At 38.4% G+C, this 25,101-nt stretch carries 21 protein-coding genes; 7 read left to right on the plus strand and 14 right to left on the minus strand.

Annotated features, from left to right (window positions below; translation table 11 throughout):
* Positions 1-30 precede the first annotated feature (30 nt).
* From G6R09_RS12065 to G6R09_RS12090, 6 genes are all read left to right on the plus strand, one after another.
* Positions 31-552, plus strand: a complete 522-nt coding sequence (locus G6R09_RS12065) for a dual specificity protein phosphatase family protein (protein ID WP_163922669.1) — start codon at positions 31-33, stop codon at positions 550-552.
* Positions 553-720: 168 nt separating this feature from the next.
* Positions 721-1,719 (plus strand): ArsJ-associated glyceraldehyde-3-phosphate dehydrogenase, encoded by a 999-nt coding sequence (locus G6R09_RS12070; protein ID WP_163923023.1) that lies wholly within the window; start codon positions 721-723, stop codon positions 1,717-1,719.
* Positions 1,720-1,762: 43 nt separating this feature from the next.
* The gene (gene arsJ / locus G6R09_RS12075) at positions 1,763-2,995 is read left to right on the plus strand and encodes an organoarsenical effux MFS transporter ArsJ (RefSeq protein ID WP_065168628.1); all 1,233 of its coding nucleotides are present in this window, start codon (positions 1,763-1,765) and stop codon (positions 2,993-2,995) included.
* A gap of 184 nt (positions 2,996-3,179) precedes the next feature.
* Positions 3,180-6,134 carry an EAL domain-containing protein gene (locus G6R09_RS12080; RefSeq protein WP_163922671.1) on the plus strand — a complete coding sequence of 985 codons (2,955 nt, stop codon included), beginning with the start codon at positions 3,180-3,182 and terminating at the stop codon, positions 6,132-6,134.
* An 81-nt stretch (positions 6,135-6,215) separates the two neighbouring features.
* Positions 6,216-6,884: an HAD family phosphatase gene (locus G6R09_RS12085; protein ID WP_163922674.1), complete on the plus strand. Its 669-nt coding sequence runs from the start codon at positions 6,216-6,218 to the stop codon at positions 6,882-6,884.
* Between the two features lie 74 nt (positions 6,885-6,958).
* Positions 6,959-7,225, plus strand: coding sequence for a hypothetical protein (locus tag G6R09_RS12090; RefSeq protein WP_060997445.1), 267 nt, complete (start codon positions 6,959-6,961; stop codon positions 7,223-7,225).
* Between the two features lie 107 nt (positions 7,226-7,332).
* Here G6R09_RS12090 and G6R09_RS12095 read toward each other — a convergent pair whose 3' ends face one another.
* From G6R09_RS12095 to G6R09_RS12115, 5 genes are all read right to left on the minus strand, one after another.
* Positions 7,333-7,905 (minus strand): isochorismatase family cysteine hydrolase, encoded by a 573-nt coding sequence (locus G6R09_RS12095; RefSeq protein ID WP_065168624.1) that lies wholly within the window; start codon positions 7,903-7,905, stop codon positions 7,333-7,335.
* A 140-nt stretch (positions 7,906-8,045) separates the two neighbouring features.
* Positions 8,046-8,684 carry a murein L,D-transpeptidase catalytic domain family protein gene (locus tag G6R09_RS12100; protein WP_065168623.1) on the minus strand — a complete coding sequence of 213 codons (639 nt, stop codon included), beginning with the start codon at positions 8,682-8,684 and terminating at the stop codon, positions 8,046-8,048.
* Between the two features lie 502 nt (positions 8,685-9,186).
* Entirely contained in the window at positions 9,187-12,417 is a 3,231-nt protein-coding gene (locus G6R09_RS12105; RefSeq protein WP_163922677.1) for a chitinase C-terminal domain-containing protein, read from the minus strand.
* Between the two features lie 383 nt (positions 12,418-12,800).
* On the minus strand, positions 12,801-13,433 hold the full coding sequence (locus G6R09_RS12110) for a DUF2057 domain-containing protein (protein WP_163922680.1): 633 nt from the start codon (positions 13,431-13,433) through the stop codon (positions 12,801-12,803).
* 179 nt (positions 13,434-13,612) lie between these two features.
* Positions 13,613-14,803, minus strand: coding sequence for a class I SAM-dependent methyltransferase (locus tag G6R09_RS12115; RefSeq protein WP_065168620.1), 1,191 nt, complete (start codon positions 14,801-14,803; stop codon positions 13,613-13,615).
* 221 nt (positions 14,804-15,024) lie between these two features.
* On the opposite strand from G6R09_RS12115, the gene yccX reads away from it, so the two are divergent.
* Complete coding sequence (gene yccX, locus G6R09_RS12120) at positions 15,025-15,297, plus strand: acylphosphatase (RefSeq protein WP_065168619.1); 273 nt, start codon at positions 15,025-15,027, stop codon at positions 15,295-15,297.
* Between the two features lie 70 nt (positions 15,298-15,367).
* Here the strand turns inward: yccX and tusE are convergent, their stop codons facing one another.
* The 9 genes from tusE to G6R09_RS12165 all read right to left on the minus strand — a co-directional run bounded on the left by tusE (position 15,368) and on the right by G6R09_RS12165 (position 25,092).
* The gene (gene tusE / locus G6R09_RS12125) at positions 15,368-15,697 is read right to left on the minus strand and encodes a sulfurtransferase TusE (RefSeq protein WP_065168618.1); all 330 of its coding nucleotides are present in this window, start codon (positions 15,695-15,697) and stop codon (positions 15,368-15,370) included.
* A gap of 132 nt (positions 15,698-15,829) precedes the next feature.
* Positions 15,830-16,498, minus strand: a complete 669-nt coding sequence (locus tag G6R09_RS12130; protein WP_065168617.1) for a Bax inhibitor-1/YccA family protein — start codon at positions 16,496-16,498, stop codon at positions 15,830-15,832.
* A 226-nt stretch (positions 16,499-16,724) separates the two neighbouring features.
* The gene (locus G6R09_RS12135) at positions 16,725-17,498 is read right to left on the minus strand and encodes an amino acid ABC transporter ATP-binding protein (RefSeq protein ID WP_065168616.1); all 774 of its coding nucleotides are present in this window, start codon (positions 17,496-17,498) and stop codon (positions 16,725-16,727) included.
* 19 nt (positions 17,499-17,517) lie between these two features.
* Positions 17,518-18,609 (minus strand): amino acid ABC transporter permease, encoded by a 1,092-nt coding sequence (locus tag G6R09_RS12140; RefSeq protein WP_065168615.1) that lies wholly within the window; start codon positions 18,607-18,609, stop codon positions 17,518-17,520.
* Positions 18,610-18,611: 2 nt separating this feature from the next.
* A complete protein-coding gene (locus G6R09_RS12145) occupies positions 18,612-19,805 on the minus strand; it encodes an amino acid ABC transporter permease (protein ID WP_163922683.1) in 1,194 nt (397 codons plus the stop codon).
* Between the two features lie 74 nt (positions 19,806-19,879).
* On the minus strand, positions 19,880-20,911 hold the full coding sequence (locus G6R09_RS12150) for an amino acid ABC transporter substrate-binding protein (RefSeq protein WP_163922686.1): 1,032 nt from the start codon (positions 20,909-20,911) through the stop codon (positions 19,880-19,882).
* 240 nt (positions 20,912-21,151) lie between these two features.
* The gene (locus G6R09_RS12155) at positions 21,152-22,375 is read right to left on the minus strand and encodes an OFA family MFS transporter (RefSeq protein ID WP_163922688.1); all 1,224 of its coding nucleotides are present in this window, start codon (positions 22,373-22,375) and stop codon (positions 21,152-21,154) included.
* A gap of 293 nt (positions 22,376-22,668) precedes the next feature.
* Positions 22,669-23,895: a sodium/glutamate symporter gene (gltS, locus tag G6R09_RS12160; RefSeq protein ID WP_065168611.1), complete on the minus strand. Its 1,227-nt coding sequence runs from the start codon at positions 23,893-23,895 to the stop codon at positions 22,669-22,671.
* Between the two features lie 855 nt (positions 23,896-24,750).
* Positions 24,751-25,092 carry a hypothetical protein gene (locus tag G6R09_RS12165; RefSeq protein ID WP_060997460.1) on the minus strand — a complete coding sequence of 114 codons (342 nt, stop codon included), beginning with the start codon at positions 25,090-25,092 and terminating at the stop codon, positions 24,751-24,753.
* Positions 25,093-25,101 lie beyond the last annotated feature (9 nt).

A 25,101-nucleotide genomic window follows, 5' to 3' on the forward strand; every position in this document is an offset into this window, starting at 1 on the left:
CGTTATAGCAGAGTAGGAATTGTGACTGTTATGGATAATCAACATCCCGTTTGGACTTTACCATTAAATGAAGCCGCACCTAAAAAAGGCGGTTTACTTTTAACGCCATGCCCAGGAACTAAAGGCGTAAATGCCATTACGAGTTTGCGTCAGCTAAAAGCAGCTGGTGCAACAGTGGTGCTAACAGCTTTAGAAAAAAATGATTTACCGGATCAAGGCGTTGAATTATTAGCCGAAGCATGCAAATTATTGGGAATGCAATGGTTTCATGTGCCGATTGAAGATGATTGCGCACCTTCTGCTGACTTTGAGTCGACATGGCAACGCGCCAATGATGCAGCACAAATCGCGCTTAATAATGGTGAATATGTTGTTGCACATTGTAAAGGTGGTTCAGGTCGTACAGGGTTATTAGCTGCCCGTATTTTACTTGCTCGTGGTAAGCCTTTTGAAGAGACAATCGCTGCAATTCAGGCACAACGCCCAGGTGCATTTACGCGTCAACCACACATTGACTATATCGCTCAGTGGAATAGTGAGATTGCGCGCTAATTACTAATAGGAATTTGATATTAAACCTCGCTTATGCGAGGTTTTTTCGTTTTAGGTCTGCTTAACAATATTTACCTGCAAAAGGTTTATTTTATTTACCATTGTTGTTATATTTGAATTTCCATATATATGGAAATTCAAATATAAATCAAGTAAAAGGAAACAATGATGACAATAAAAGTAGGCATTAATGGTTTTGGGCGTATTGGACGTTTAGCATTGCGGGCTGCGTTTGATTGGCCGGAGGTTGAGTTTGTATTAATTAATGATATTGCTGGTGATGTTAATACATTGGCACATTTACTTGAGTTTGATTCAATTCAAGGCCGCTGGGAACATGCGGTGACGACTGATAATGACCAAATAGTGATTAATGGCCAATCTATTAATTATTGTCAGCAAGCGAAAATCGAAGATGTTGATTGGTCGGGCTGTGATGTTGTATTAGAAGCCACCGGTGTGCATCGTGATACTCAGTACCTTAACCAATATTTACATCAAGGCGTAAAGCGTGTTGTTGTGTCTGCGCCAGTAAAAGAAGAGGGTGTATTAAATGTGGTTGTAGGCGTTAATGATCATTTATTTGATGCTGAAAAACACCGAATTGTTACTGCAGCATCTTGCACAACTAACTGTATTGCACCAGTTGTTAAAGTTATTCACCAACACCTTGGTATCAAACAAGCATCATTTACAACTATTCATAATTTAACCAATACCCAAACTATTTTAGACGCACCGCATAAAGACTTGCGTCGTGCTCGTGCGTGTGGAATGAGTTTAATTCCAACGACGACAGGATCGGCAAAAGCCATTGTTGAAATTTTTCCAGAATTAGCCGGTAAAATTGATGGTCATGCGGTACGTGTGCCACTCGCTAACGCATCATTAACAGATATTATTTTTGATGTTGAACGTGACACCTCTATTGAGGAAGTTAATCAATTATTAAAAGCAGCATCAGAAAATGAATTGGATGGCATTTTAGGTTTTGAAGCAAGACCATTAGTTTCTATTGATTATCGTGGCGACCAACGTTCAACTATTATTGATGGGCTATCTACCATGGTGGTAAACCAACGCATGGTGAAAATTTATGCTTGGTACGATAATGAAATGGGTTATGCCACTCGAACTGCGGAGCTTATCCGTAAAGTTGGTTGTTAATCAGTTAACAATAAATAGTGTTAGTTAGTAAGAGAGTATTTTTATGTTAGCAAAGCTAAGTCAGCTGCCTAATGGTGTACGTCAATATATGCTAGTGACGTTTAACTATTGGAACTTCACTTTAACAGATGGCGCATTACGCATGTTAGTGGTGCTACATTTTCACCAACTAGGTTATAGCCCATTAGAAATCGCATCGCTATTTTTGTTTTATGAATTCTTTGGTGTGGTGACTAATCTTATTGGTGGTTGGCTTGGTGCGCAGTTAGGTCTAAATCGTACCATGAATATTGGTTTATTTATGCAGGTAGTGGCGTTGTTAATGCTTGCTGTTCCATCTGCAAATTTAACCGTTATATGGGTAATGTTTGCTCAAGCGCTATCTGGTATTGCAAAAGACTTAAATAAAATGAGCGCGAAAAGCGCGATAAAAACCTTAGTGCCAAATGATCAACAGGGTGCATTGTATAAATGGATAGCCTTACTGACGGGGTCAAAAAATGCGCTTAAAGGTGTTGGCTTTTTCTTAGGTGGTGCGTTGTTGGCATTAATTGGGTTTCAAGGTGCAGTTATTGCAATGGCATGTGTGTTAGCAGCCGTGTTTATTTGCAGTTTATTGTGGCTTGATAAAGATTTAGGTAAAGCAAAAAATAAAATTAAATTTAGTCAGATCTTTTCAAAAAGTCGCAGTATTAACATATTATCAGCGGCTAGAATGTTTTTGTTTGGTGCGCGTGATGTATGGTTTGTGATTGCATTACCGTTATATTTGGGCCAAGTTTTTGGTTGGGATCATGTCTTAGTTGGTAGCTTTCTTGCTATTTGGGTTATTGGCTATGGTTTGGTTCAAAGTATTGCTCCACGCATAACAGGAAAAGCATCGGGTATTGTGCCTGATGGTCGAGCAGCTTTAGCGTGGGCGAGTGTATTAGCACTTGTTACTGCGGCGATTGCATTAGCGATACAAATTAATTGGTACCCTCAATTTGTTATTGTGATTGGTCTAATGATCTTTGGTGCTATTTTTGCGATTAATTCTTCATTACATTCTTACCTAATTGTGAGTTATGCCAAGGATGATGGTGTGAGTTTAGATGTTGGGTTTTATTATATGGCTAATGCAATGGGGCGTTTAATTGGTACACTACTTTCTGGTGCGATTTATCAACTTTACGGGCTATCGATGTGTCTTTGGGTTGCGTTTGCTTTTATCGCCATCACAACAGTAATTTCATTATGGCTACCTCGTAATCATCCAAATTCTGTCGCGATTTAAACGCATTTAAAAACGGCTTTTAATCGTAAAGTGATATTTATCAAAAGATATTAAATAATAACTATGATTAATAGTTGTCATCTTTAACTAGGCAGGTCTATACGGTATATTAGGCTAATTATTATTATACATAGTATCAAAGATAATTATTTGTCCGATATATTGCGTAGGCCGCTGATTACTTATGGTTACAACACTAAAAGCCTTAAAACGAAATAGTTATGGCGGTGAGTTTATACAAGAAGCACTTGCTAGTGTTTATGAAATGTTTAAACCAGTGCATTGCTATATTGCTTACTTTGATAAAGTACATCAAAAAGCGATTTCATTAGCCTATTATGTGGATGGCCACCTTTCAAATACAGTATTTAGCTATTCGATAGAGAATGCACCTTGTATAAAGTTGATATCAGAAGGAAGTTCCCTTCACTTATCGCATAATATATCGCAGACATATCCATTTAATCAGATTATAACCTCCCATGTTTTTCATTCTTATTTAGGATTACCGGTATTTTCTCGCCAAGGGGAAGTGATAGGTGTGATTGGGTGTTTATTTGACACGGATTTTTTATTTTCTGAAGCATTACACCAAGAATGGTGTGATGTGATTGGTCATATCCTTGGTTCCGATGTTGAGTATCTTGCTTTATTGTCATCACAAAAAAAATTACTTCGAGAAATGGAACAATGCCAACAAGAAGCGAAACTTGGTAATTGGCAACTTGATTTGGTGACAAAAAGTTATTATTGGAGTAAAGAAATCTATCGTATTTTTCAATGTGAGATAAACAATTTTATACCAAATGAAAAAACGATTAATGATTTTATTCATACTGATGATCGAGTTAGAGTAAATGAATTAAAAGATGCAATGCTAAATAGTAGTAATGTTAGTTATTGTATTATATATCGTATTGTATTAGCGAGTGGAAAAACAAAATACTTACGAGAAAATTGTAATATTTTAAGGAACATAAATGGTGTTGCAACTGTAATAAAAGGGATACTGCAAGATATTACTGATTTTTACCATATTAATGATAAATTAAATCAGGCGTCTAATAAATTAACAATGACCTATAATGCCGTAGTTGAAGGTATTTGGGAATATGATTTAAAAACAAAAAAATTAGTCACATCACCAAAGTTTTGGGATATTTTATCCATTAATCAAAACCACGCTAAAAATATTAGTGATTATTTAGCAATGGTTCACAAAGATGATCGACCAGCCGTTATTGAGGCATTCTCAAAATTACGTAATGGTGATGCGATATCTATTGACGTAGAATTCAGATTACAGTTAAAAAATAAGCAATCAGAATATCGCTGGCTTAATTGTAAAGGTAATGTGATTGAATCAAACAACAATCACAGTAGTGACAGTATTGTTGGTGTATTAATTGATATCACTGATACTATAGTTGCCGCACAACAATCAACGCTGGCAAAAACTGTTTTTGATAATACTTCTGAATGTATCGTTATTACCGATCAAGATAATAATATTATATCAGTGAATAAAGCTTTTGAAACAGTAACGGGTTATAGTAAAAACTATGTAATTGGTAAAAACCCACGCATATTAGCATCTGGTTATCATGATTTAGCGTTTTATGAAAAGATGTGGGATAGTCTTGAAACAACTGGAACATGGCAAGGACAATTGCATAATCGTCGTAGTGATGGTGCTATCTATCCAGAAGAAATGACGATAAATAAAATTGAAGATGATCATAAAGTCGTCAATTATGTCGGTGTTTTTCATGATATCAGCTCGCGGAAACAAACTGAGAAAAAGTTGAGGTTATTGGCTGATAACGATATGTTGACGGGATTAATGAATCGCCGACGATTTGTTGAGAAAGTTGAAAAGCAAATAAATAAAATGACTCATCCAGAGAAAGGGGGCACAACGACTGGCGTTTGTTCTTTATTATTTATTGATCTTGATGATTTTAAAATATTTAATGATCTTTATGGTCACGATTTTGGTGATGATATTTTAAAACGTGTTGCAGATATTCTCAGATCTACAGTATGTGAGAATAGTATTATTTGCCGTTATGGTGGTGATGAATATGCGGTATTAATCAAAGATAAAGATATTGATTATGCAAAATATATTGCACGTCAACTCATCGATATTATATCAAATCCTATTATCTGTAATGATATTGAAATAAATCTTACTATTAGTATTGGAATATCGGCATATCCAGAAAGTGGTACGACCCATCAAGCATTATTAAAAAATGCTGATTATGCAATGTATGAACAAAAATGGCTGGGACGTAATGGCCTTTGTGTTTATGACCAACAATTACAATCTGAATATATTGGTAAGTTGAAATTACGCGATAAACTAAAATATGCAATCGATGCTAATAAAATTAAAGTATATTATCAACCGATTGTCGACTGTAGAACAGGTAAAGTCTGCAAATTTGAAGCGTTAGCACGTTGGTATGATGATGTTGATGGATTTATTTCTCCAGGAGTATTTATACCTATCGCTGAACGCTATGGCTTAATTGGTCAGTTAGGTCAACAAGTGTTTGAGCAAGCTTGCGCTGATTTAGATCGTATTCATCGATGTGGATTTGATGACATTATTTTTTCCATTAATCACTCGGTAAAAGAATTCTCACAGCATAATCAACAATACATTTTTGATACTATTAATAATTATCATTTACCTTACAGCGCGATTATGATTGAAATAACAGAATCGACGGCATTGGATGACGGTAAAAATATCATTGATACACTTGCGGCATTTCGTTCTCGCGGTATTGCTATTTCGTTGGATGATTTTGGTACTGGTTATTCATCACTTGCCGCTATTATTGATATAAAACCGGATATTATTAAAATTGACCGTAGTTTTATTATTGATATTGAACACTGTAAAGAAAGTAAGATGTTGGTATCACTGGTACTTGATTTGAGCCATAAGTTAAATGTTGAAGTTGTTGCTGAAGGTGTTGAGACTCAAGCGCAGTTAGATATTCTATCTTCGATGGCTTGTCGCTATATTCAAGGTTATTATTATAGTCCGGCTGTGGCTATTGATGATGCGATTGCGATACTAAAAGTGCGTAACCATAATGTGATCGATAGAAATATACAGTAAGCAGCACCATGACTATTATTTGTAAAACTGAAATGTTATAACAAGCATTCTTTTGATATATAGATTGTTATTTGGTAAGTAATGCAGACTCTTTTTTTTGATTTTGATGGTACTTTGGTTGATTCGGAAACATTCCATGCTGAAAATTGGAGTGCCTATTTAGCAACGTATGGTGTAACTCTTACCGCCGATGATTTTATTGCCTATTATGCCGGTGTGACTTGGCCTAAGATTGCCAAACATTTTATTGAACATTACCAATTGAATGTTGATATCGTGACAATTACCACTGAAATGGAAGCATTAACAGAGGCTAAAATTCGCGAGCAAGGAATTCCTGCGTTACCAGGTGTTGATGCCATACTCAACACATTTGCGGGTAAAGTGCCAATGGCTGTGGTTACCGGTGCACCACGAGATTATGTTGAAGGTGTATTAAAGCAACATGGTTGGTTCGATCTCTTTGAGCATGTGTTTAGTGGCTATGAAGTTGCTAATAATAAACCATCCCCCGATGTTTATTTGCACGCTTGTCAAATAATGAAAGTTGAATCGCATCAAACTGTCGCAGTAGAAGATAGCCGAACTGGCTTACAAGCAGCGAAAAGTGCGAATATTTGTTGTTTATTAATTAACCCCCATTCGTCATTAATCGAGATTGAGGCTGATCATAAATTCACTTCTATGGTAGCTGCAACACCGTTATTAGATTCGTTATTTAAAGCTAAATTAGCATTGAGTGCGATGTAAAATAGGCTATTGTTTTGCGGCAACAACTGGCTATGTTAAATTACTCAGGTTGAAATAATTCAAATAGGTTAATGATGGAAAACGAAGAAATAATGACTGGTGATATGCTGGTTGAAACAGTTGAAAACCAGTTGGCTGACGGTAATCCATTAGTGGTTAAAGAAACATTAATGCGTTTAATGATGACAGGCACGGCTCGAGATGAAGCAGTGCAGATGATTGCTTGTGCATTATCAATTGAAGTATTTGATGTGATGAAAAATGACGGTAAATTTGATTTAAAACGTTACCGTGAAAATCTTGTCGCTTTGCCTGATATGCCTTGGGAAGATGATCTGTAATAGAGACTTTCTGTTGCAAAAAAACCGTGAGTTAATATCACGGTTTTTTTGTATCTACTACTATTAGTTATTGTTGATAGCAGGTGATAATAGATAAATACGAACGATTAAATTTGAGTAAGGGTTTTTGCTTGGTGCAAAGTTGCGATCCTTGAAAGCATCGCCAGTGAACGTTGATGTTCTTGCTCTGTTGCTGAAGTACAAGCATCACTGACAATATGAACACAATAATCTCGATCATGGGCATCTCGAACTGCAGATTGAATTGCCCAACAGGTACTCACGCCACAAAAATAGACATCGGTAATGGCATTTGCGCGTAAAACACTATCAAGTGCAGTGTTATAAAAGGGGTTGACGCGTGATTTTATTACCACAGTATCATCTGCTGTTACTTGTAGATCTGGATGAAATTCAGTACCCCATTGACCTAGTTCTAAGGCGCGATATTGTTGTGCTTTACCAAACATTGGTGAGTGATGTGGCAATTCGAGGTAGTTAGATTGAAAGCCGACTTTGACAAAGATACAAGGTAGACTATTTTTCTTTGCCCATTGAATGGCAATATTTGCATTATTGATCACATGGTGAGTACTAACTTGTTCTGCACAGCTAGGTATTTTACCATTCTTATCGACAATATCATTAATGAAGTCAATGATAACTAAGGCTTTATTCATCTTATCACCTTTAAGATCAGAGTTTGGTTTTAGCGAATGCTAATAAGCATACGATCAAATCTTAAATTTTAATATTATGAAATCTTAGATATAAAAAAAGCTTTTAGTCTTACAACTAAAAGCTTTTTAGGCTAGTAGCGTTATTTAGCATAAGCAAAAATAACACTGCCACCTTTGATGGTATCAATAATTTTCTTGGTCAAATATGTTGGTATAGCAGGGCAGCCCCAACTACGACCAAGATAACCATTACGTTTTATGAATGACTCAGACACATACTTAGCGCCATGGATAACGATAAAACGTTTTAAAGCGTTATCATTTTCACCTCGTGTTAGCCCATTAAGCTTTAATGAGTAACCATTACCGCCATTGTATGTCCCTTCAGTTAAGAATGTACCTAATGACGTTTTATGTGAATTGACACGATTAGAAAATCTATCTGCCACTAAGCGACCACTGTTTTCGCCGTGTGACACATAGGTGCGATAAAGTAATTTATTTGACTTTAAGTCTATAACATAAAAACGCTTTTCAGTAGAAGGCATGCTGTAATCAATAATGGTTAGCAGCGATTTCTTTTTTCCACGTGTTTTGTTATAAGCAATAAATGCTTTTTTGAACACATTAAAATCAATTTTGCCTTCTAAGTCGGCTTTTTGGTAGACATAGTCAGCAACAATGTCTGCATTTTTACGTTCTGTATTGACAATATGCGCAGACGCACTTAATGGTAAAAGACACACCATTAATAGAAATAGGTAAATAACTTTTTTCATTTCATTCTTTCTATTCTTAAACAGGTTGCAGAGATTAGTAGCAATTAAGCGAGGTTGCACTTTATCATAAATAAGAATTAAAAAAGAATAATTAAATGTTAGGTTATAAGCGCTTTACTCATATTAATTGGATGATATTTGCTAATTTAATGATTAATTTAATTATTGATAACAAAGGCTTATTAATATGAACATCATTTAATTAATAACAGTTGGTTAAATGAATGCGAAGCTAAAAAAAGCTCGTTAATTTTAGCCGTTGATGATTTTAAGTTGCTGATTGTGAATGGTTTGTGTGTTTTTTATTTTGATTTTTTAATATTTAATAAAAATTGAAAATAATAATGCGTCGAGGTTTTTTTTAGGTGATTTTTTAAGTGAATTAAAACGACAATAAATAAACCTGAATATAAGATGAAGAAAAATAAATAATAGCTATTCATATTGTTCAGTATAAATAATAGCGCAGATATTGTTAATAATATCTGCGCTAATCTATAGATTAAATATTACAAACTTTACTCCAGCTACCATCACTTCCTGGAATAGAGGCTGTATACCAATTGGCTTTGAAAACTACGCCGTTATGGATAATTTGATCGCCTGAACCAGCATGACTTGGATTGCCTTGCCAATCAGTTTGAGGCCAGTTAGGGTAAGTATTTAGGCCATCTGAATCACAGTTGCCGTTATTACCACCTGTATCACCACCATTATTATCACCGCTACTGGCATTTAAATCACCGATAGGTAGACTTGGTTGCTCAAACTTAAACGCGTACTCATTACCATCAACATTGATTGAGTAGTTAGCAGGACCTGAGATTGGTAGGTAGTAAATGAAGTCTAGTTCGTAGCTTTCACCTGCTGGTAGTGCTTTCCACTTAGGCAAAGTAAAGGCAACACGGTGCATTGTTCCGTCTAAACCACCAACGTTATCATTACGTGTATGACCAGAAGAGATAACTTTCAAGCCACCACCAGATTGATCTTTCGCGTTATCTGGTGCTGAAACTGGAATATCAAACTGGAACTCTGTGCCACCCGGTAAATCACTGCCCGTGTTGTTGGTAAAGGTTACGGTTGGGTTGATAGGGTAGTTTTGGTCACCAACTTTGAAGCCGCTAACGTTAACTGCAATATCAATTGCTTGAGTTGGAATTGCACCAGTTGCGATTGTATTTCCATATGGGGTTGCAGACTTAAACTTATCGTAGATAGCTTTCGTCATAGCGTTACCCATGTGGTATTCACCGTTACCAGAAGCACATGCTTTTTCAGTTACGTCAATAGTGTTAGTACGCTTACCGTTAGCATCGAATAAATAACAGTTGTAGTCGCCAGCAAGCTCCCAGAACATGATACCACCGATTTCTTTATCGATGACGTAGTCAGCTTTCACACCAACAGAGGCTTTATCTTCCGTTGAGATAAATACGCTCTTCTCTGCGTTCCATAACCATGGTGCAACAGCAACATTATCGTAATTACGGGTGTACGAACCAACAAGTTTATCTTGTGGGTCATTTACAGGATCTAAGCCATAAGCGGCTGTATACGAACCGAAGATACCTTTTTCAAGGTTTTTCGCATGCCACATTGGGTTAGAGCCGGCACCCATTTCTTTACCATTTGGATCAAGATCGTGCCACATGTTGTCGATACCGATAGCACCGTAACCACAGTTGTTCTTCTCGCCTTCACCAGTACCTGCCTGACACTCAGACTGATTAGGTAGTGCTGCACGACCCCATAGACCGTTATCGCCACCTTTAACACCTTGCCAACCACGGGTGTAGTATGGAACACCGATATTGATACGACCAGCAGGCATTGAACCACGGAAGTAATGGTAAGCCCAATCAGTATTGAGGTAGCCAATACCACCGTATGCCGCAGTGCCGTAAACGTTCCACTGTGCTAACTCTGAATCTTTACCTGTATCGAATAGCGCAGCATTATGACCAACGTGGTCGTTCCAAGCACCGTGTAAATCGTAAGACATGATGTTTACATAATCTAAGTACTGTGTAACATCAAATGTTTCCATACCACGTAGTAGGTAACCAGATGATGGTGCTGCAATCGTTAGCATGTAGTGAATATCATCTTCAGCAGAAGCAACATCCAGTTTTTCACGAAGGACTTTCATCAGTTCTTGGTAAGAAGCCCATAGGTATGGACGACGTGGTTCCATGAATTCTTTATCGTATGGGTTACCCGCACCCGCCATAGATGTTGGGTATTCGTAATCAATATCAAGACCATCGAACTTGTACTTACGTAGCATTTCAACGGCAGATGTTGCGAATTTTTCAATGCCAGCATGGTTAATAGAACCATCAGCATTTGTCGTCATAGTGTAGAAGCCACCATCTGGTGCTCGACCACCATCAGTACCAAAGTGACCACCTGTTTCAGCCCAGCCACCGATAGAGATTAATGTTTTAACATCGTGTTTAGCTTTTGCTGTTGCAAGTGCACCGAAGTGACCTTTAAAGCCAAGTGCTGGATCGATTTCAACACCATCCCATTCCATACCAACTGCTGCATTGCTTGGATCTGATGTATCACCGATGTTAACTTTGCCATCAGCACCAATGCTTACGAATGCGTAGTTAATGTGTGTTAACTGTTCCCATGGGATATCATTAACTAAGTAGCTACTTTGAGGATCATCGCCTGCACGCCAGCTTGTGAAGTAACCAATAACACGGCGAGGGTGATCGGCACCCATCATTTCACGTCCATCTTCATCATAGATAGAACAGTAAGGCACATTTACGCCTTCAGTTTGGTATAAACCGTCAGGACGACAACCATTTGATACAACAGCGCCATTAACAGCAACAGAGCTTACGGCTGAATCAGATGTTTTGTTTTGGTCATCAGTTGCACGAGCAAAGATTTTTGCATTGCCAGCTTGAACCGTTGTGTATTCAAGAGCATAAGGGGCTGTAGCTGCGGTGCCAACCAGTGCGCCATTTACGTAGAAATCAACTTTTTCTACCGTACCATCAGTATCTGCTGCGTCAGCAGTAATAGTAATAACTTCACCTAACTCAACACTTGTCGCTGAAACAGCAACAGATACGGTAGGCGCTTCGTTAACTGGCCCTTCAGGTGCGACATCGACGCTAACACTTGCTTGACTACTTGCTGCATTTTTATCATCGTAAGCCATCGCTGAAAGGCTATGTACACCTTCTGTTGCTGTCCATGCAAACTCGTATGGTGCTGTTGCTGTCCATGCAAACTCGTATGGTGCTGTTGTTGTTGAGCCAACAACTTGTCCGTCGACTAGGAAGTCAACTTTAGCAATAGTACCGTCAGTATCGGTTGCATTTGCTTTGATTAGAACAGTTTCACCTGTTGTGATAGCAGACGTTGCTGTTGGTGCTGTAAGACTTGCTGTTGGTGCCGCATTTTCTACTGGATCAACAGGTGGGTCGATAGGTGGCTCGCCACCAGAACAAAGATCGAGTTGAACCCATTGTGAGTATTGACCGTTGTTGTCTTTTGGTGAGTTATTCTGTGTCCAGTAATTTGCTTTATAAGCAACACCCGCTTGTTGAACTTGATCGCCGCCCGTATAAACGCTGTCACTTTTCCATTCTGTAATGTCTGTACAATCAACAGCAGCTTGTGCGTTGAATGCAAATAAGCATGAGAGGCTAAGGGTACTGAGCGTAAACATTCCCTTTGTTGCTATTCCTTGTTTCCCGCGATTCATATGTGATCCTTTGGTTTTATTATTGATACAGCACCAGTAATAAATCTGAGTTTATTTACTTTTTACGTGCCATAAAAAAACTATAAGTGCAATTAGCATATTTGTACGAAGCAATGCTTGGATATTCATGTGAGATCGCGGAAAATGTTGCAATAATGTAAAATTTTACTGAGGTGTTGAATTAAGCGCACTGTAATTGAGTAGATTATTAACTGAGGCGATGGTGAATGCTTAATAGGGATGATGTTGATGGTTGCTATTAGGAAACAGATTTAGTTGTCTTGATGGGATTGGTTTCCCCTTTGTTATTGGTTTTGAGTATTTTTAACAAAGGGGGGAACTATTGATGTTGTTAACACCGCATGTGCTATTAATTGAAAATGTTAGTTGTTGATATTAGCTTTGAATTTTTCTTGGGTAGCAGTATCTGCTTTGCTATACCAGTAATTTAACATTTTGGCAATGTAGGCTTGATCGATATGCCCATCTTTTTCTGCTGGACTAACTTGCTGCTGCGCGCGTTGCATTTCATTGGCGGTAATTGCTGTTGCTAATGCTGCAGGGGCTTTACTTAAATTGTACTGCGCGATTTCTTGTTGGTAATCACGGTTAATTTGTAGACCTTCTTTGATCAAAACATCGTGTTTAAAAGGTACTTCACTGCCATTGGCAGCTAATAAATGTAGCGTTGGTTGACGGTTAAATTTTTGAGCTTGGTAAGCACTTGAAATTTTAGGTAACTGAAGGGTGTAGGTTGCATCATTACCAGAAAATGTCATAACAACGACTTCTGAACGAAATAAGTGAGTATCGCCATTTTCACGGTAGTTTTTATCGTAACGAAACGCGATTTGGTTACTACCATTATTTAAAGTTTGGGTTGCATTACCTTCCGTGTTAACACCATTGACGAGAACCAGTTCAGCAGATTGTGGTAAGTTAAGTGTTACATCAGCAAATGATGAGAAGCTAATGCTACACGCCGCTAAAGAGAGCAGGGCTGTACGTAGTTTCATGTCGATTCCTTTTGAGTGCGTAGAATGAATAATGTGTATTAGGTATAGTAATGCTATTGTATTCTGAACATCACTGTATTGACAAATAACTATCGAAATTAATAGTCAATAACGCTTTTAGTGGTATAAAAAAACCCAGCGCAGGCTGGGTTTGATGTGCATTTATATTCAGCGATCTGTTACTTTACGTAACAAGCAAAACCTTTAAGATAGAAACCTTCAGGGTAAGCACTGTCTAGAGGGTGATCAGCCGCTTGGCTGAAACGCTCAATGAACTGCACGTCACGGTGAGCATCAATGGCAGCATCAGCAATGATTTTTTGGAACAAACCGTTATCCATCAAGCCAGAGCAAGAGTACGTTAATAGCATACCGCCTGGTTTTAGAATTTGCATTGCTAACATATTGATGTCTTTGTAACCACGACAAGCACCGACTAGCTGAGATTTAGATTCAGCAAATTTAGGTGGATCCATGATAACGACATCAAATAGTTCGCCACGTTCACGGTATTCACGTAGTAGTTTAAATACATCAGCGTTTACAAACTGTGCATTCTCAATCGGATAGCCGTTAATTTCTGCGTTAAGTTGTGCGGTATCAAGTGCTGGTTGAGAAACGTCAACGTTAACCACTTCACTAGCGCCGCCTTTTAAAGCGTATAAACCAAAGCCACCAGTGTAGCAGAAGCAGTTTAGAACACGCTTACCATTAACATATTTAACCGATGCTTCACGGCTATCACGCTGATCAAGGTAGAAACCTGTTTTGTGGCCACCGACGATATCAACGTTAATCTTAACGCCATTTTCTTCGATAGTAACAAACTTAGGTGGCTCTTCGCCGTGTAGAACACCTGTACGTTGTTTTAAGCCTTCTTTTTTACGAACAGAGACATCTGAGCGCTCATAAATATTACAGCTTGGGTAGCATTGTTGTAATGCTTCAATCAGTACTTCACGCTGTGCTTCAGCACCAGCACTCAGTAACTGACACACTAAGTAATCTTGGTAGCGATCAATTGTGATACCTGGAAGGCCATCAGATTCAGCTGCAATTAAACGGTAGCCAGTAAGACCATCACGAGCCGCTAAGACATCACGCAGACTTTGTGCGGCATTTAGGCGGTTAACAAAGAAGTTAACGTCAATGGCTTCATTTTTGTTGAATGTCCATACGCGAACGCGAATTTGAGACTGTGGAGAATAAGCACCACGTGCTAGCCATTCGCCTTTGTTATCGTAAACATCAACGGTTTCGCCGAGTTCAGGTTTTCCTTCAACACGGTCAATACCGCGAGAAAAAATCCAAGGGTGGCGACGGCGTAGTGATTTTTCACGGCCTTTTACCAAATAAATAGAAGCTGTCATGACATGCCCAGTATGGAGTTCGAGTGGGGCGTATTATGTTGCTCTGGCTAGGTAAAATCAAATGAAAACGTCTAAGTCGGCATATAAACCCGCTATTGGGTGTTAAATAAACGATGGCGGTTGCTAATAACAACTCTTGCTTTTGTGAGTCAGAGAGCAGTTTGCTATGCAGGGTTAACTAAAATAATACAATAGGCAATATAAAAGATGTGGAGGTTATTATGGCTCGATGTTGTGTAAAAACGCGCGTGGTAGGGCATGTACAAGGTGTTGGCTTTCGGTTTCATACTGCTCATCAAGGGCTGATGCTTGATTTAACTGGGTATGCAAGAAACTTAGCGGATGGCAGTGTTGAAGTGCTTGCGTGTGGGGAACAAGTGAATATTGATAGTTTGTTGGCTTGGCTACAACATGGGCCTAAGACAGCGACGGTTGAAAACCTCACTAGTGAGGCATTAGCGTGGCAACATCTAACAGGATTTAAAATGAATTAATGGCGAATAAAAAAAGAAAACCAAACATAAAGCGTGTTTGAGGCTATGTTTGGTTTTTTAGCATACTAACTTAAATACACTTCACCGGTTTTGGTAACCCAGCAAGTTTTGTTGCTTGCTTTGCGGGACCTTTTGGAAATAAACGATACAGATAACGCGAGCTGCCTTTTTCTTCACCATATTGTTTTGCCATCGCTTTTACAAGCATACGCACCGCGGGTGAAGTATTAAATTCAAGGTAAAACTCTCGAACAAAGCGTACTACTTCCCAATGCGCTTCTGATAATTCAATCGCTTCTTCTGCTGCAAGTAATGCAACTAAATCTTCCGACCAATCATCAACATTTTTTAAATAACCTTGGGCATCAGTGTCGATTTGTACACCGTTAAATTCAAGCATAATAGACCTCTTTATTGCTAACGCAGCAAGAATAGTGATTCGTTGGTCAGGCTGCAAGTAAAAAACAAAAAGCCTGCATCAAGGCAGGCTTTTCAGTTTTTATGACTAAACAGGCTAATTAATAGCGAATGCTTAGTTATCGTTGCTGTTCACTACACCTAGGATCTGAAGCAAGCTTAAGAATAGGTTGTAGATAGAAACATACAAGGTAACGGTTGCTGAAATGTAGTTAGTTTCACCGCCACGAATGATTGACTGAGTTGTCAATAAAATCGCTGCTGATGAGAATAATACAAACATACCGCTAATCGCTAACGATAGCATTGGCATCTTTAGGAAGATGTTCGCAACAACGGCAACGATAATGGCAATAAAACCAGCCATTAGCATACCGTTAAGGAATGATAAATCACGCTTAGTTGTTAATGCATAAGCAGAACAAGCAAAGAATGTCAGTGCTGTACCGCCAAGAGCTGTCATTACAACGTGGCCCATGCCTGCGCCAACATACATATTTAGTATTGGACCAAGGGTATAGCCCATAAAGCCAGTTAATGCGAAGACAAAAACAAGCCCTAAGCTACTATCACGGTTACGTTCAGTTAAGAAAATTAAACCGTAGAAGCCAACAAGAAGAAAGATCCAGTGTACAGGTGGAACATTCATCACCATTGCTACGCCAGCCACACCAGCAGAGAACAACAATGTTAGCGATAGTAAGAAATAAGTGTTACGTAAAACCTTATTGGTTGACAATACGCCTGCGTAACCGCTGTCACGATTAACCATACGTTCGTTCATAAGTGCTCCCCTTAGGGTAGTGATGTTAATTCAATTAAAGCTATATATGAGGCTAAACAATATAAATTGCAAGTCTAAGCCAAGCTTTAGCGCCATTTGTTTGCCATGAAGCACATTATAAGTGTTTGAAGATTAAAATACTTACGGCAGCAGTGACTATTCATTGTTAAGTTGTAATCAAATGTTTCATTAATTATGCTTACATTAATGGTGGCATTTTCTGCAATTAGTGCAATATTTGTTGTAAAAAAAGTTGGGTGCGGTCAGATTTTGGATTATCAAAAAAGTCTTGTGGATTATTTTCTTCAATGATTTCGCCTTGATCCATAAAGATAACCCGATCGGCAACTTGACGAGCAAATCCCATTTCATGTGTGACACATAGCATTGTCATTCCCTCATTGGCAAGTTCAACCATCACATCTAATACTTCGCGTACCATTTCAGGATCTAACGCAGACGTTGGTTCATCAAATAACATCACTTGCGGGTTCATGCATAATGAACGTGCGATGGCTACTCGTTGCTGTTGCCCGCCTGAAAGTTGGCCGGGGTATTTATGGGCTTGATCAGGAATTTTTACTCGCTCTAAATACTGCATAGCGAGTGCATTCGCTTCTTTTTTGGGCATTTTTTTAACCCAAATTGGCGCTAAGGTGCAGTTTTCTAGCACTGTTAGGTGAGGGAATAGGTTGAAATGTTGAAAACACATACCGACTTCTTTACGGATCAATTCGATATTTTTTAAGTCTCCAGTAATATCTTGCCCCGCAACTGAAATTTTTCCTTGTTGGTGTTCTTCTAAGTAATTGATACAGCGGATCATGGTGGATTTTCCTGAACCAGAAGGTCCACAAATTACGATCTTTTCACCTTTGCGTACTTTTAGATTAATGTTTTTAAGCACGTGGAATTGACCATACCATTTATTTACGTCCGCTAATTCGATAACCCATGGTGTATCATCGTTATTGGCTGTGGTGTCATTAGTATTTTTCATTATGCAATCCTTGCTAATGTTAGTGTCCAGTATGTAGTTTATTTTCTAGATAGATACTGTATCTAGACATACTAAAGCAAAAAATCCAGAAAACGAAAGCGACAAAAACATAGCTTTCAGTGGCAAAGCCTAACCATTCAGGATCGCTGTTAGCAGCTTGCCCAACCCCTAAAACATCAAACATACCAATAATGAGTACGAGACTGGTGTCTTTAAATAACCCGATAAAGGTATTTACAATCGAAGGTATAGTGATTTTTAACGCTTGCGGTAAAACGATCAGATAAGTTTTACGCCAATAGCTTAATCCTAACGCATCTGCCGCTTCATATTGACCTTTAGGTATTGCTTGTAGCCCACCTCGAATCACTTCTGCCATATAAGCAGCACTAAATAGTACGACGCCAATTAAGGCTCTAATGAGCTTATTGGTTTCTAATTCAGAGCTTAAAAACAGCGGTAACATCACTGATGCCATAAACAAGACGGTAATTAATGGTACTCCACGCCAAATCTCAATATAAACCGTACAAATGCTGCGAATAATCGGCATTTCTGAACGGCGGCCAAGGGCTAATACAACCCCAATAGGTAGCGAGACCACAATACCAACAATGGCGATAACCAAAGTAATCAATAATCCGCCCCATAAATGGGTTTCAACGATAGGTAAGCCTGCAATACCGCCGTAGAGTAAAAATCCAGCAATAAACGGATAAATATTTACGAAAAATAGCCAAATCCAACCACGATAAGGGGTTTTCTCATAGGCGAGTAAAGTAATGAAAACAGCTAGGGTGGCGTAAAACAATTTTGGTCGCCATAATTCCGCGCTGGGGTAGAAGCCAAACATGAACTGATCAAAGCGTACCTTAATAAAAGTCCAGCATGCGCCACTTAATGTACAGGCTTCACGAGAATCTCCTTGCCAGTTTGCATTGATAAATGCCCAATCAACAATGCCCCAGACGCCAACAACTGCAAAATAGCCTAAAATAAGGGTAATAATCGTATTAAAAAATGAAGAAAAAAGATGTTGGCGTAACCATCCTATAATGCCCACCGTATTTGCTGGTGGGGGTAAATCGGGAAGAAATTGATGTTTACTCATGGTTACCTCTCAACCAGTGCCATTTTTTTGTTATAGATATTCATTAGCAGAGATGTGATTAAACTTAAGCTTAAATAAACTGCCATCGTCATTGCGATAATCTCAATTGCTTGTCCCGTTTGATTTAGGGTGGTACCTGCAAAAACAGACACTAAATCAGGGTAACCAATCGCCATCGCGAGTGAGGAATTTTTAGTTAGGTTTAAATATTGGCTAGTAAGCGGAGGGATAATGATCCGCATTGCTTGGGGGATCACAATTAATCGCAACGTTTTATTACGACTTAACCCTAATGCTTCTGCGGCTTCTGTTTGACCATGACTGACGGCATTAATACCTGAACGAACAATTTCGGCAATGAAAGCTGCGGTATAAATACTTAATGCTAGTAACAGTGCAGCAAGTTCAGGTAAAACGGTAATACCACCGCTAAAATTAAATCCTTTAAGCGCAGGGTAGTCGATACTGATTGGTTTGCCTGCGATAAAAAAGGCCAATAGTGGCAGTAAAATAATAATCGCGAGGCTTACGAGTAATACTGGCGATTGTTGACCAGTATTTTGCTGTTTTTTGTTGGCGTAATACTGGTAGCCCATCGCAATAATAAAAGCAGTAATGAGAGCGAATAATATAATACCGGAGCCTTGTTCAAAAATAGGACTTGGAATCGATAATCCGCGTACATTAAGAAAAATACTGTCGCCTAACTGTAAGCTCTGTCTTGGTGAGGGGAGAACCTGTAATACGGCAAAGTACCAAAAGAATATTTGTAGTAATAATGGAATATTACGGAAAATTTCAATATAGAAAGCAGCAAACCGGCTGACTAACCAGTTAGGAGATAGACGGGCAATACCGATAATAAAACCTAAGATCGTTGCTAGAATCACACCGAGAACGGCAATTAACGCAGTGTTAAGCAAGCCAACAAAAAATGTGCGGCCATAGGTGAATGTTTCATCGTAATCGATAAGGGTTAAACCAATACCAAATCCAGCTTCTTGATTAAGAAAATCAAAACCTGTCGCAATACCACGGGTTTCAAGATTGGTTAAGGCATTATTGATGATGCTATAAAAGAAAAAAGCCAGCGCCGCAATCGCAATAACTTGAAATATGACGGCACGAAAAGTGGGATTATAAAAAATATTTTGATGGGGAGATCTTGTTTGTGATCTCTTTGTGGGTGTTTCCATACAACATCCTCATATCCTTTGAGATGTACAGAGGGAGCCATTACAGCTCCCTTTTTTATTATTAAACGCTGTTATTAACGAATAGGTGGGGCATATTGAATCCCCCCCTTAGTCCACAAAGCGTTTAAGCCACGTTCAATTTTAAGTGGTGAATTAAGACCGACGGTACGCTGGAAGCTTTCACCATAGTTACCCACTTGCTTAATGATTTGGAAACCCCAATCATCATTTAAGCCTAGTCCTTTGCCTTTTGGTCCATCAAGACCAATTAAGCGGCGAATATTTGGATCTTTTGATTCTTTTTTTAGAGTATCGACATTGGCTGATGTGACATTGAATTCTTCAGCATTAATCATGGTAAATAGTGTCCAACGCACAATATTAAACCATTGGTCATCACCTTGACGAACCACAGGACCTAATGGCTCTTTAGAAATGATTTCAGGCAGAACAACGGCTGATGTTGGATCTTTAAGGTTTAGACGCAGAGCATATAAGCCTGATTGGTCGGTGGTGAGTACATCACAACGTCCAGAATCAAAGCCTTTTGATGTTTGCGGTGCGGTATCAAAGACAACGGGTTTATATTTCATGCCATTAACACGGAAGTAATCGGCTAAATTAAGTTCTGTCGTGGTGCCTGATTGTACACAAACAGCGGCACCGTCGAGATCTTTAGCACTCTTTATGCCCATATCCTTTTTGACCATGAAGCCTTGTCCATCGTAATAACTGACGCCGGTAAAGTTGAGGCCAAGCGATGTATCACGGTGCAGTGTCCAGGTGGTATTGCGTGACAAAATATCAATTTCACCTGATTGTAAGGCGGTAAAACGTTCTTTTGCTGTGAGGGGGATGTATTTAACTTTGGATTTATCACCTAAAGTTGCAGCGGCAACCGCTTGGCAAAATTCAACATCAAGACCTTCCCATTGACCTTTGGCGTTAGGGTTTGAAAATCCAGGTAAGCCAGCACTAACGCCACATTGGACGTATCCCTGTTTTTTAACTTTATCAAGCGTGCTATCGGCGGCATTTGCATTCATTGCAAATAGGGTGGCAGATGTAGCAAGTACAGCTAAGACACCTGTTATTTTTTTAGCCATTAGTACCTTCCTTGTCTGGTCAATAGTAAAACTACGTTGTCTTAATAGGTAATACTATTAATAAGTAATTAACAATGCATTAACAATCACAAGTATAGAAAAATATATATAAAGGTCTAGTTTTGTTGGAAATAAATAGCGGTAAGTGGTGATTATGAGAGGTAAGACAACAAGATTTGTAATATCAGAGGAAACAAAACCCAGCCTGATACTGGGTTTTGCTTTTAAGCTTAAGCGTTATTATGCGGTAGCAAGTTTTTTCTCTAGTGCTGCTGCATCTACTTTTTTAGTGATAACAGACAGTACAACGGCAACAGCGATCATTACCGAACACACAGTATAAGCTAGGGTGTAAGTACCTGTCGTATCAACTGCAAATGCTGCCACTACAGGACCGATAAAGCCACTTACGCCCCATGCTGTGTAAAGTACACCATAGTTAGCGCCGTAGTTTTTAAGGCCATAGAAATCAGCAATAATTGATGGGAAGACCGCAAGTAATGTGCCGTAACCAACACCCGCTACTGCAGCACCGATAATTAACGTGAACTCAGAGTCAAATGTAGCGAACATCACCATGTTAATGCCTTGCATTACAAAAGCAATCATCAGTGTTTTTACGCCACCAATTTTGTCTGACAGAATACCAGCTACAACACGGCCACCTGAGTTAAAGATCGCTAGAATAACAACGAGGTAAGCAGCGTCAGTGATGTTTGCTTGCGTTGCTGCAATCGAAGTGATGTTACCAATGATCATCAAGCCTGCAGCTGAAGCAAATGCATACATTACCCATAGAGAATAAAACTGTGGCGTTTTTAGCATGCCACGCCAGTTAATATCAACAGGTTTTTCTGATTTCGCTTTATAACCTGCAGGTGCTTCTGGTACATAACCTGCTGGTGGGTTGTTAATGGTAAAAGCCAGTGGAACAGCAATAACCAATACAGCAATACCTAAAACAAGGAAGCTTGTGTTAATACCATACTCAGAAATAAGTGCAGATGTTAGTGGCGCTAAGTAAACAGCTGCCAATCCAAAACCAGCTGCGATTAAGCCGTTAACTAAGCCTTTTTTCGATGGGTGGAACCATTTCATCGCTGATGGGCTTAAACACGCGTAGCCAAAACCAATGCCACTACCAGTCATAATACCAAATGTTAGTACCAGCATCATTGGTGTGGTTGCAAAACTTGATACGATCATGCCTAAACCAACCATCACAGTACCAAGAATAAGTACACGGCGTGGGCCCATGCGATCTTGCAAAATACCAGCAACTAATAGTGATAATGCAAAGGTAATAATAGCAACTGTATAAGGCAGTGATGCATCAGCATTCGACCAGCCTAAATCAACAACGAGTGCTTTTTTAAAGACACTCCAAGCATAAAGGATACCCATACATAAGTTGATACAGAAACCCGCTACAAGGATCTGCATAGCTCGATCAAATTTTTTCATAGAAAACTCAGTTAATTAATTCTTAGCGTTGTTATGAATGATTGAAACAACAACGATAAGCGAATGATTTAGTGTAATGACTAAAGTCAAACTTTAGAAAGAGCGCGGAGTGTAACAACATCGAAAAAATAAGATATTGGTCAGACATTCCTTGTTACAAAACAGCAAAGATAAATAGATAATCAGCGAGGAAGTGAATATATAAAAAACAAAAGGGGCAAGATAGAGCGCTACTTTTATGGTAACACTGTCTATCTTGCCCCTTTTTATTGAAAGGTTAGCTGTTTTAGTGGTTAGTGACCAAGAAAACTAATGTAACCTTGCAGTACAAGTAGGTTAGTGATGTCAATAAAGAAAGCACCAACGATAGGTACAACCATAAAGGCTTGTGGTGATGGGCCATTACGTGACACTAATGAACCCATATTCATCACTGCTGTCGGTGTTGCACCCATACCAAAACCACAATGACCACCGGCAATGATTGCGGCGTCATAATTACTTCCCATTACTCGGAAAGTAACAAAGTAGGTAAATAAACCTAGTACAAGGGTTTGAACTGCAAGAATAATCAACATTGGCATTGCCAAGTCCATGAGTTCCCATAGGTGCAAGCTCATCAGTGCCATTGCTAAGAATAATGATAAGGATATCGTGCCAAGCGCATCAACGGTTTCTTTATTAATCTTATAACACTTAGTCCCTTCGCAGACATTAGTAATAAACACACCAATAAACAATGCATATACGAATTCAGGAATGCGTAATGCACTGATACCCAGGCCGTCGATAAAGTCTTTAAAATGTGATGCACCAGCAACACAAACCAATAAAATAAATAATACTTCAATGGTGTTTTTAGACGTAATACGGTCTTCTTCACGATCGCTATAGGTGATCAAATCAGGGTGTTCAATGTGATGATTACCACTTTCACCAAAATCAGACTTTAGCTTATGTTTGTTGATTAATCGCTGTGCAATTGGACCACCGATAATACCACCCATGATCAAACCAAATGTTGCTGCTGCCATTGATAGTTCTAAGGTATTTAGGCCGTAATCGGTAGCAAAAGTTTGTGACCAAGCTGCACCTGTACCGTGACCGCCTGAAAGCGTGATCGAACCGACAATAAGTCCAAGTAATGGATCTAAGCCTAATGCTTTACTCATCCCTACACCAACAGCATCTTGAATAATGATAAATACTGTTGCAATTCCTAAAAATAGAAATACGCGTGAACCGCCTTTCATTAGCAGCTTATAGCTAGCGGCAAGGCCGACAGTTGCAAAAAACATTTGCATTAACGTGTCTTGCATACTTAATTTGAAACTAATGTCAAAACCTTGAAAATGGAAAAAGGTAATAATAAAAGCAATGACAAGTCCGCCAACAATTGGCTCTGGAATATTATACTTTCTTAAAATCTTGACTTTAGTATTAATAAAGTAGCCAAGAAAAAGCACGATTATTGCGATGAGCAATGATTCGAGCTCATTAACATGAATTGTTGTGTTCATTTAAAATCTTCTTTTTTACTTCTTTGATGCTAATTTTAACCCCAAAAAGACATTCTTACCATATTGCCTTCACTGCATTACTGTGTTAGGCACTTCTCGTTTTTAGTACTTAGCTATTTAGATATTATTAAGTAGTCGTTTTTATATATGGTTTACTGTTAAATTGTTGTTGCTTGTTGTTAATTTTTAGTTTGTTTGTTGTTTTGGTGTTTATTAGTAATATAAATATCATTCAGAAGGTGTTTTTTACTTTCCTTATGGCTGTTAGTTTTTAAGAATCATAGTGTTATATTTTGTTGTTGGTCTTTTTTTACTATAGGGTACAGCATTCCTTTTATTTAGAGGCTGTAATGCAAAGGTTAAAATGAAAATTTAGTTGCCGAGAATGTAATATAAAATAAAGTATTAATTCTCGTAATTTGAGAAATGAAGCTTAAGAGGTTAAACAGGATTAATCAGCTGTTGAAAAAAAAATATAAAAATAACGAAAAAAGTTATTACACACTGTTCAAAATGGTGTTTTGAGGCTTTTTTTGCAACTATTAGCCATTAAATGTGAGTAAATATTTTATTATGGGGGCATATTTTAGAAAACATATTGCGTTTAAGCATGATAAATAAGTTGCGATATAACATGTTGCTTATGAAATATTATCTCATTAGGTGAGAATAATAGCTGAACATTATTTTTTCGCTATTTATAAATGATAGTAAAGAATAGTGATTTAAAAGCAGTAGGGGGTAGCCTTAATCGTAACGATATAAGGTATCATTACTATTAAGGCTATGAAGTGAGAACGATATAACGTTGAAATACTGGCGTGAGTAATAAGGTTTGTTTTTGTGTGTAATAAATTATTCAGCAGCGTATTTTTTTAGCTTTAGGTCTTTTTTAAGTTGTTGGATGTATGCAATACGATCGGGATCCGCTGGGCGAGAATTATCTTGGCGTTGTTGCTGTGCTTGTGCCTCACTTGGGAGTACACAACGTCCACGAATACGTTGATGGTATTGTTTTGTTTCTTGTTCTGCGCGCAATGTGGCTTGTTCTTGTTCTTTTGCCATCGCTTCACGTGCTTTGCTTTGATCGGTTGCATCAACAACAACATACGTATTGCGCTTTTGCATTCTATTTGGCTGTTGACCAAATTGTTCCCGTTGCTTAATAAAGTTATCTAAGTGATCACTAAAACTCATTGTGACGTC

Source organism: Photobacterium sp. Alg240-V54 (assembly GCF_900537155.1).
GTDB lineage: Bacteria > Pseudomonadota > Gammaproteobacteria > Enterobacterales > Vibrionaceae > Photobacterium.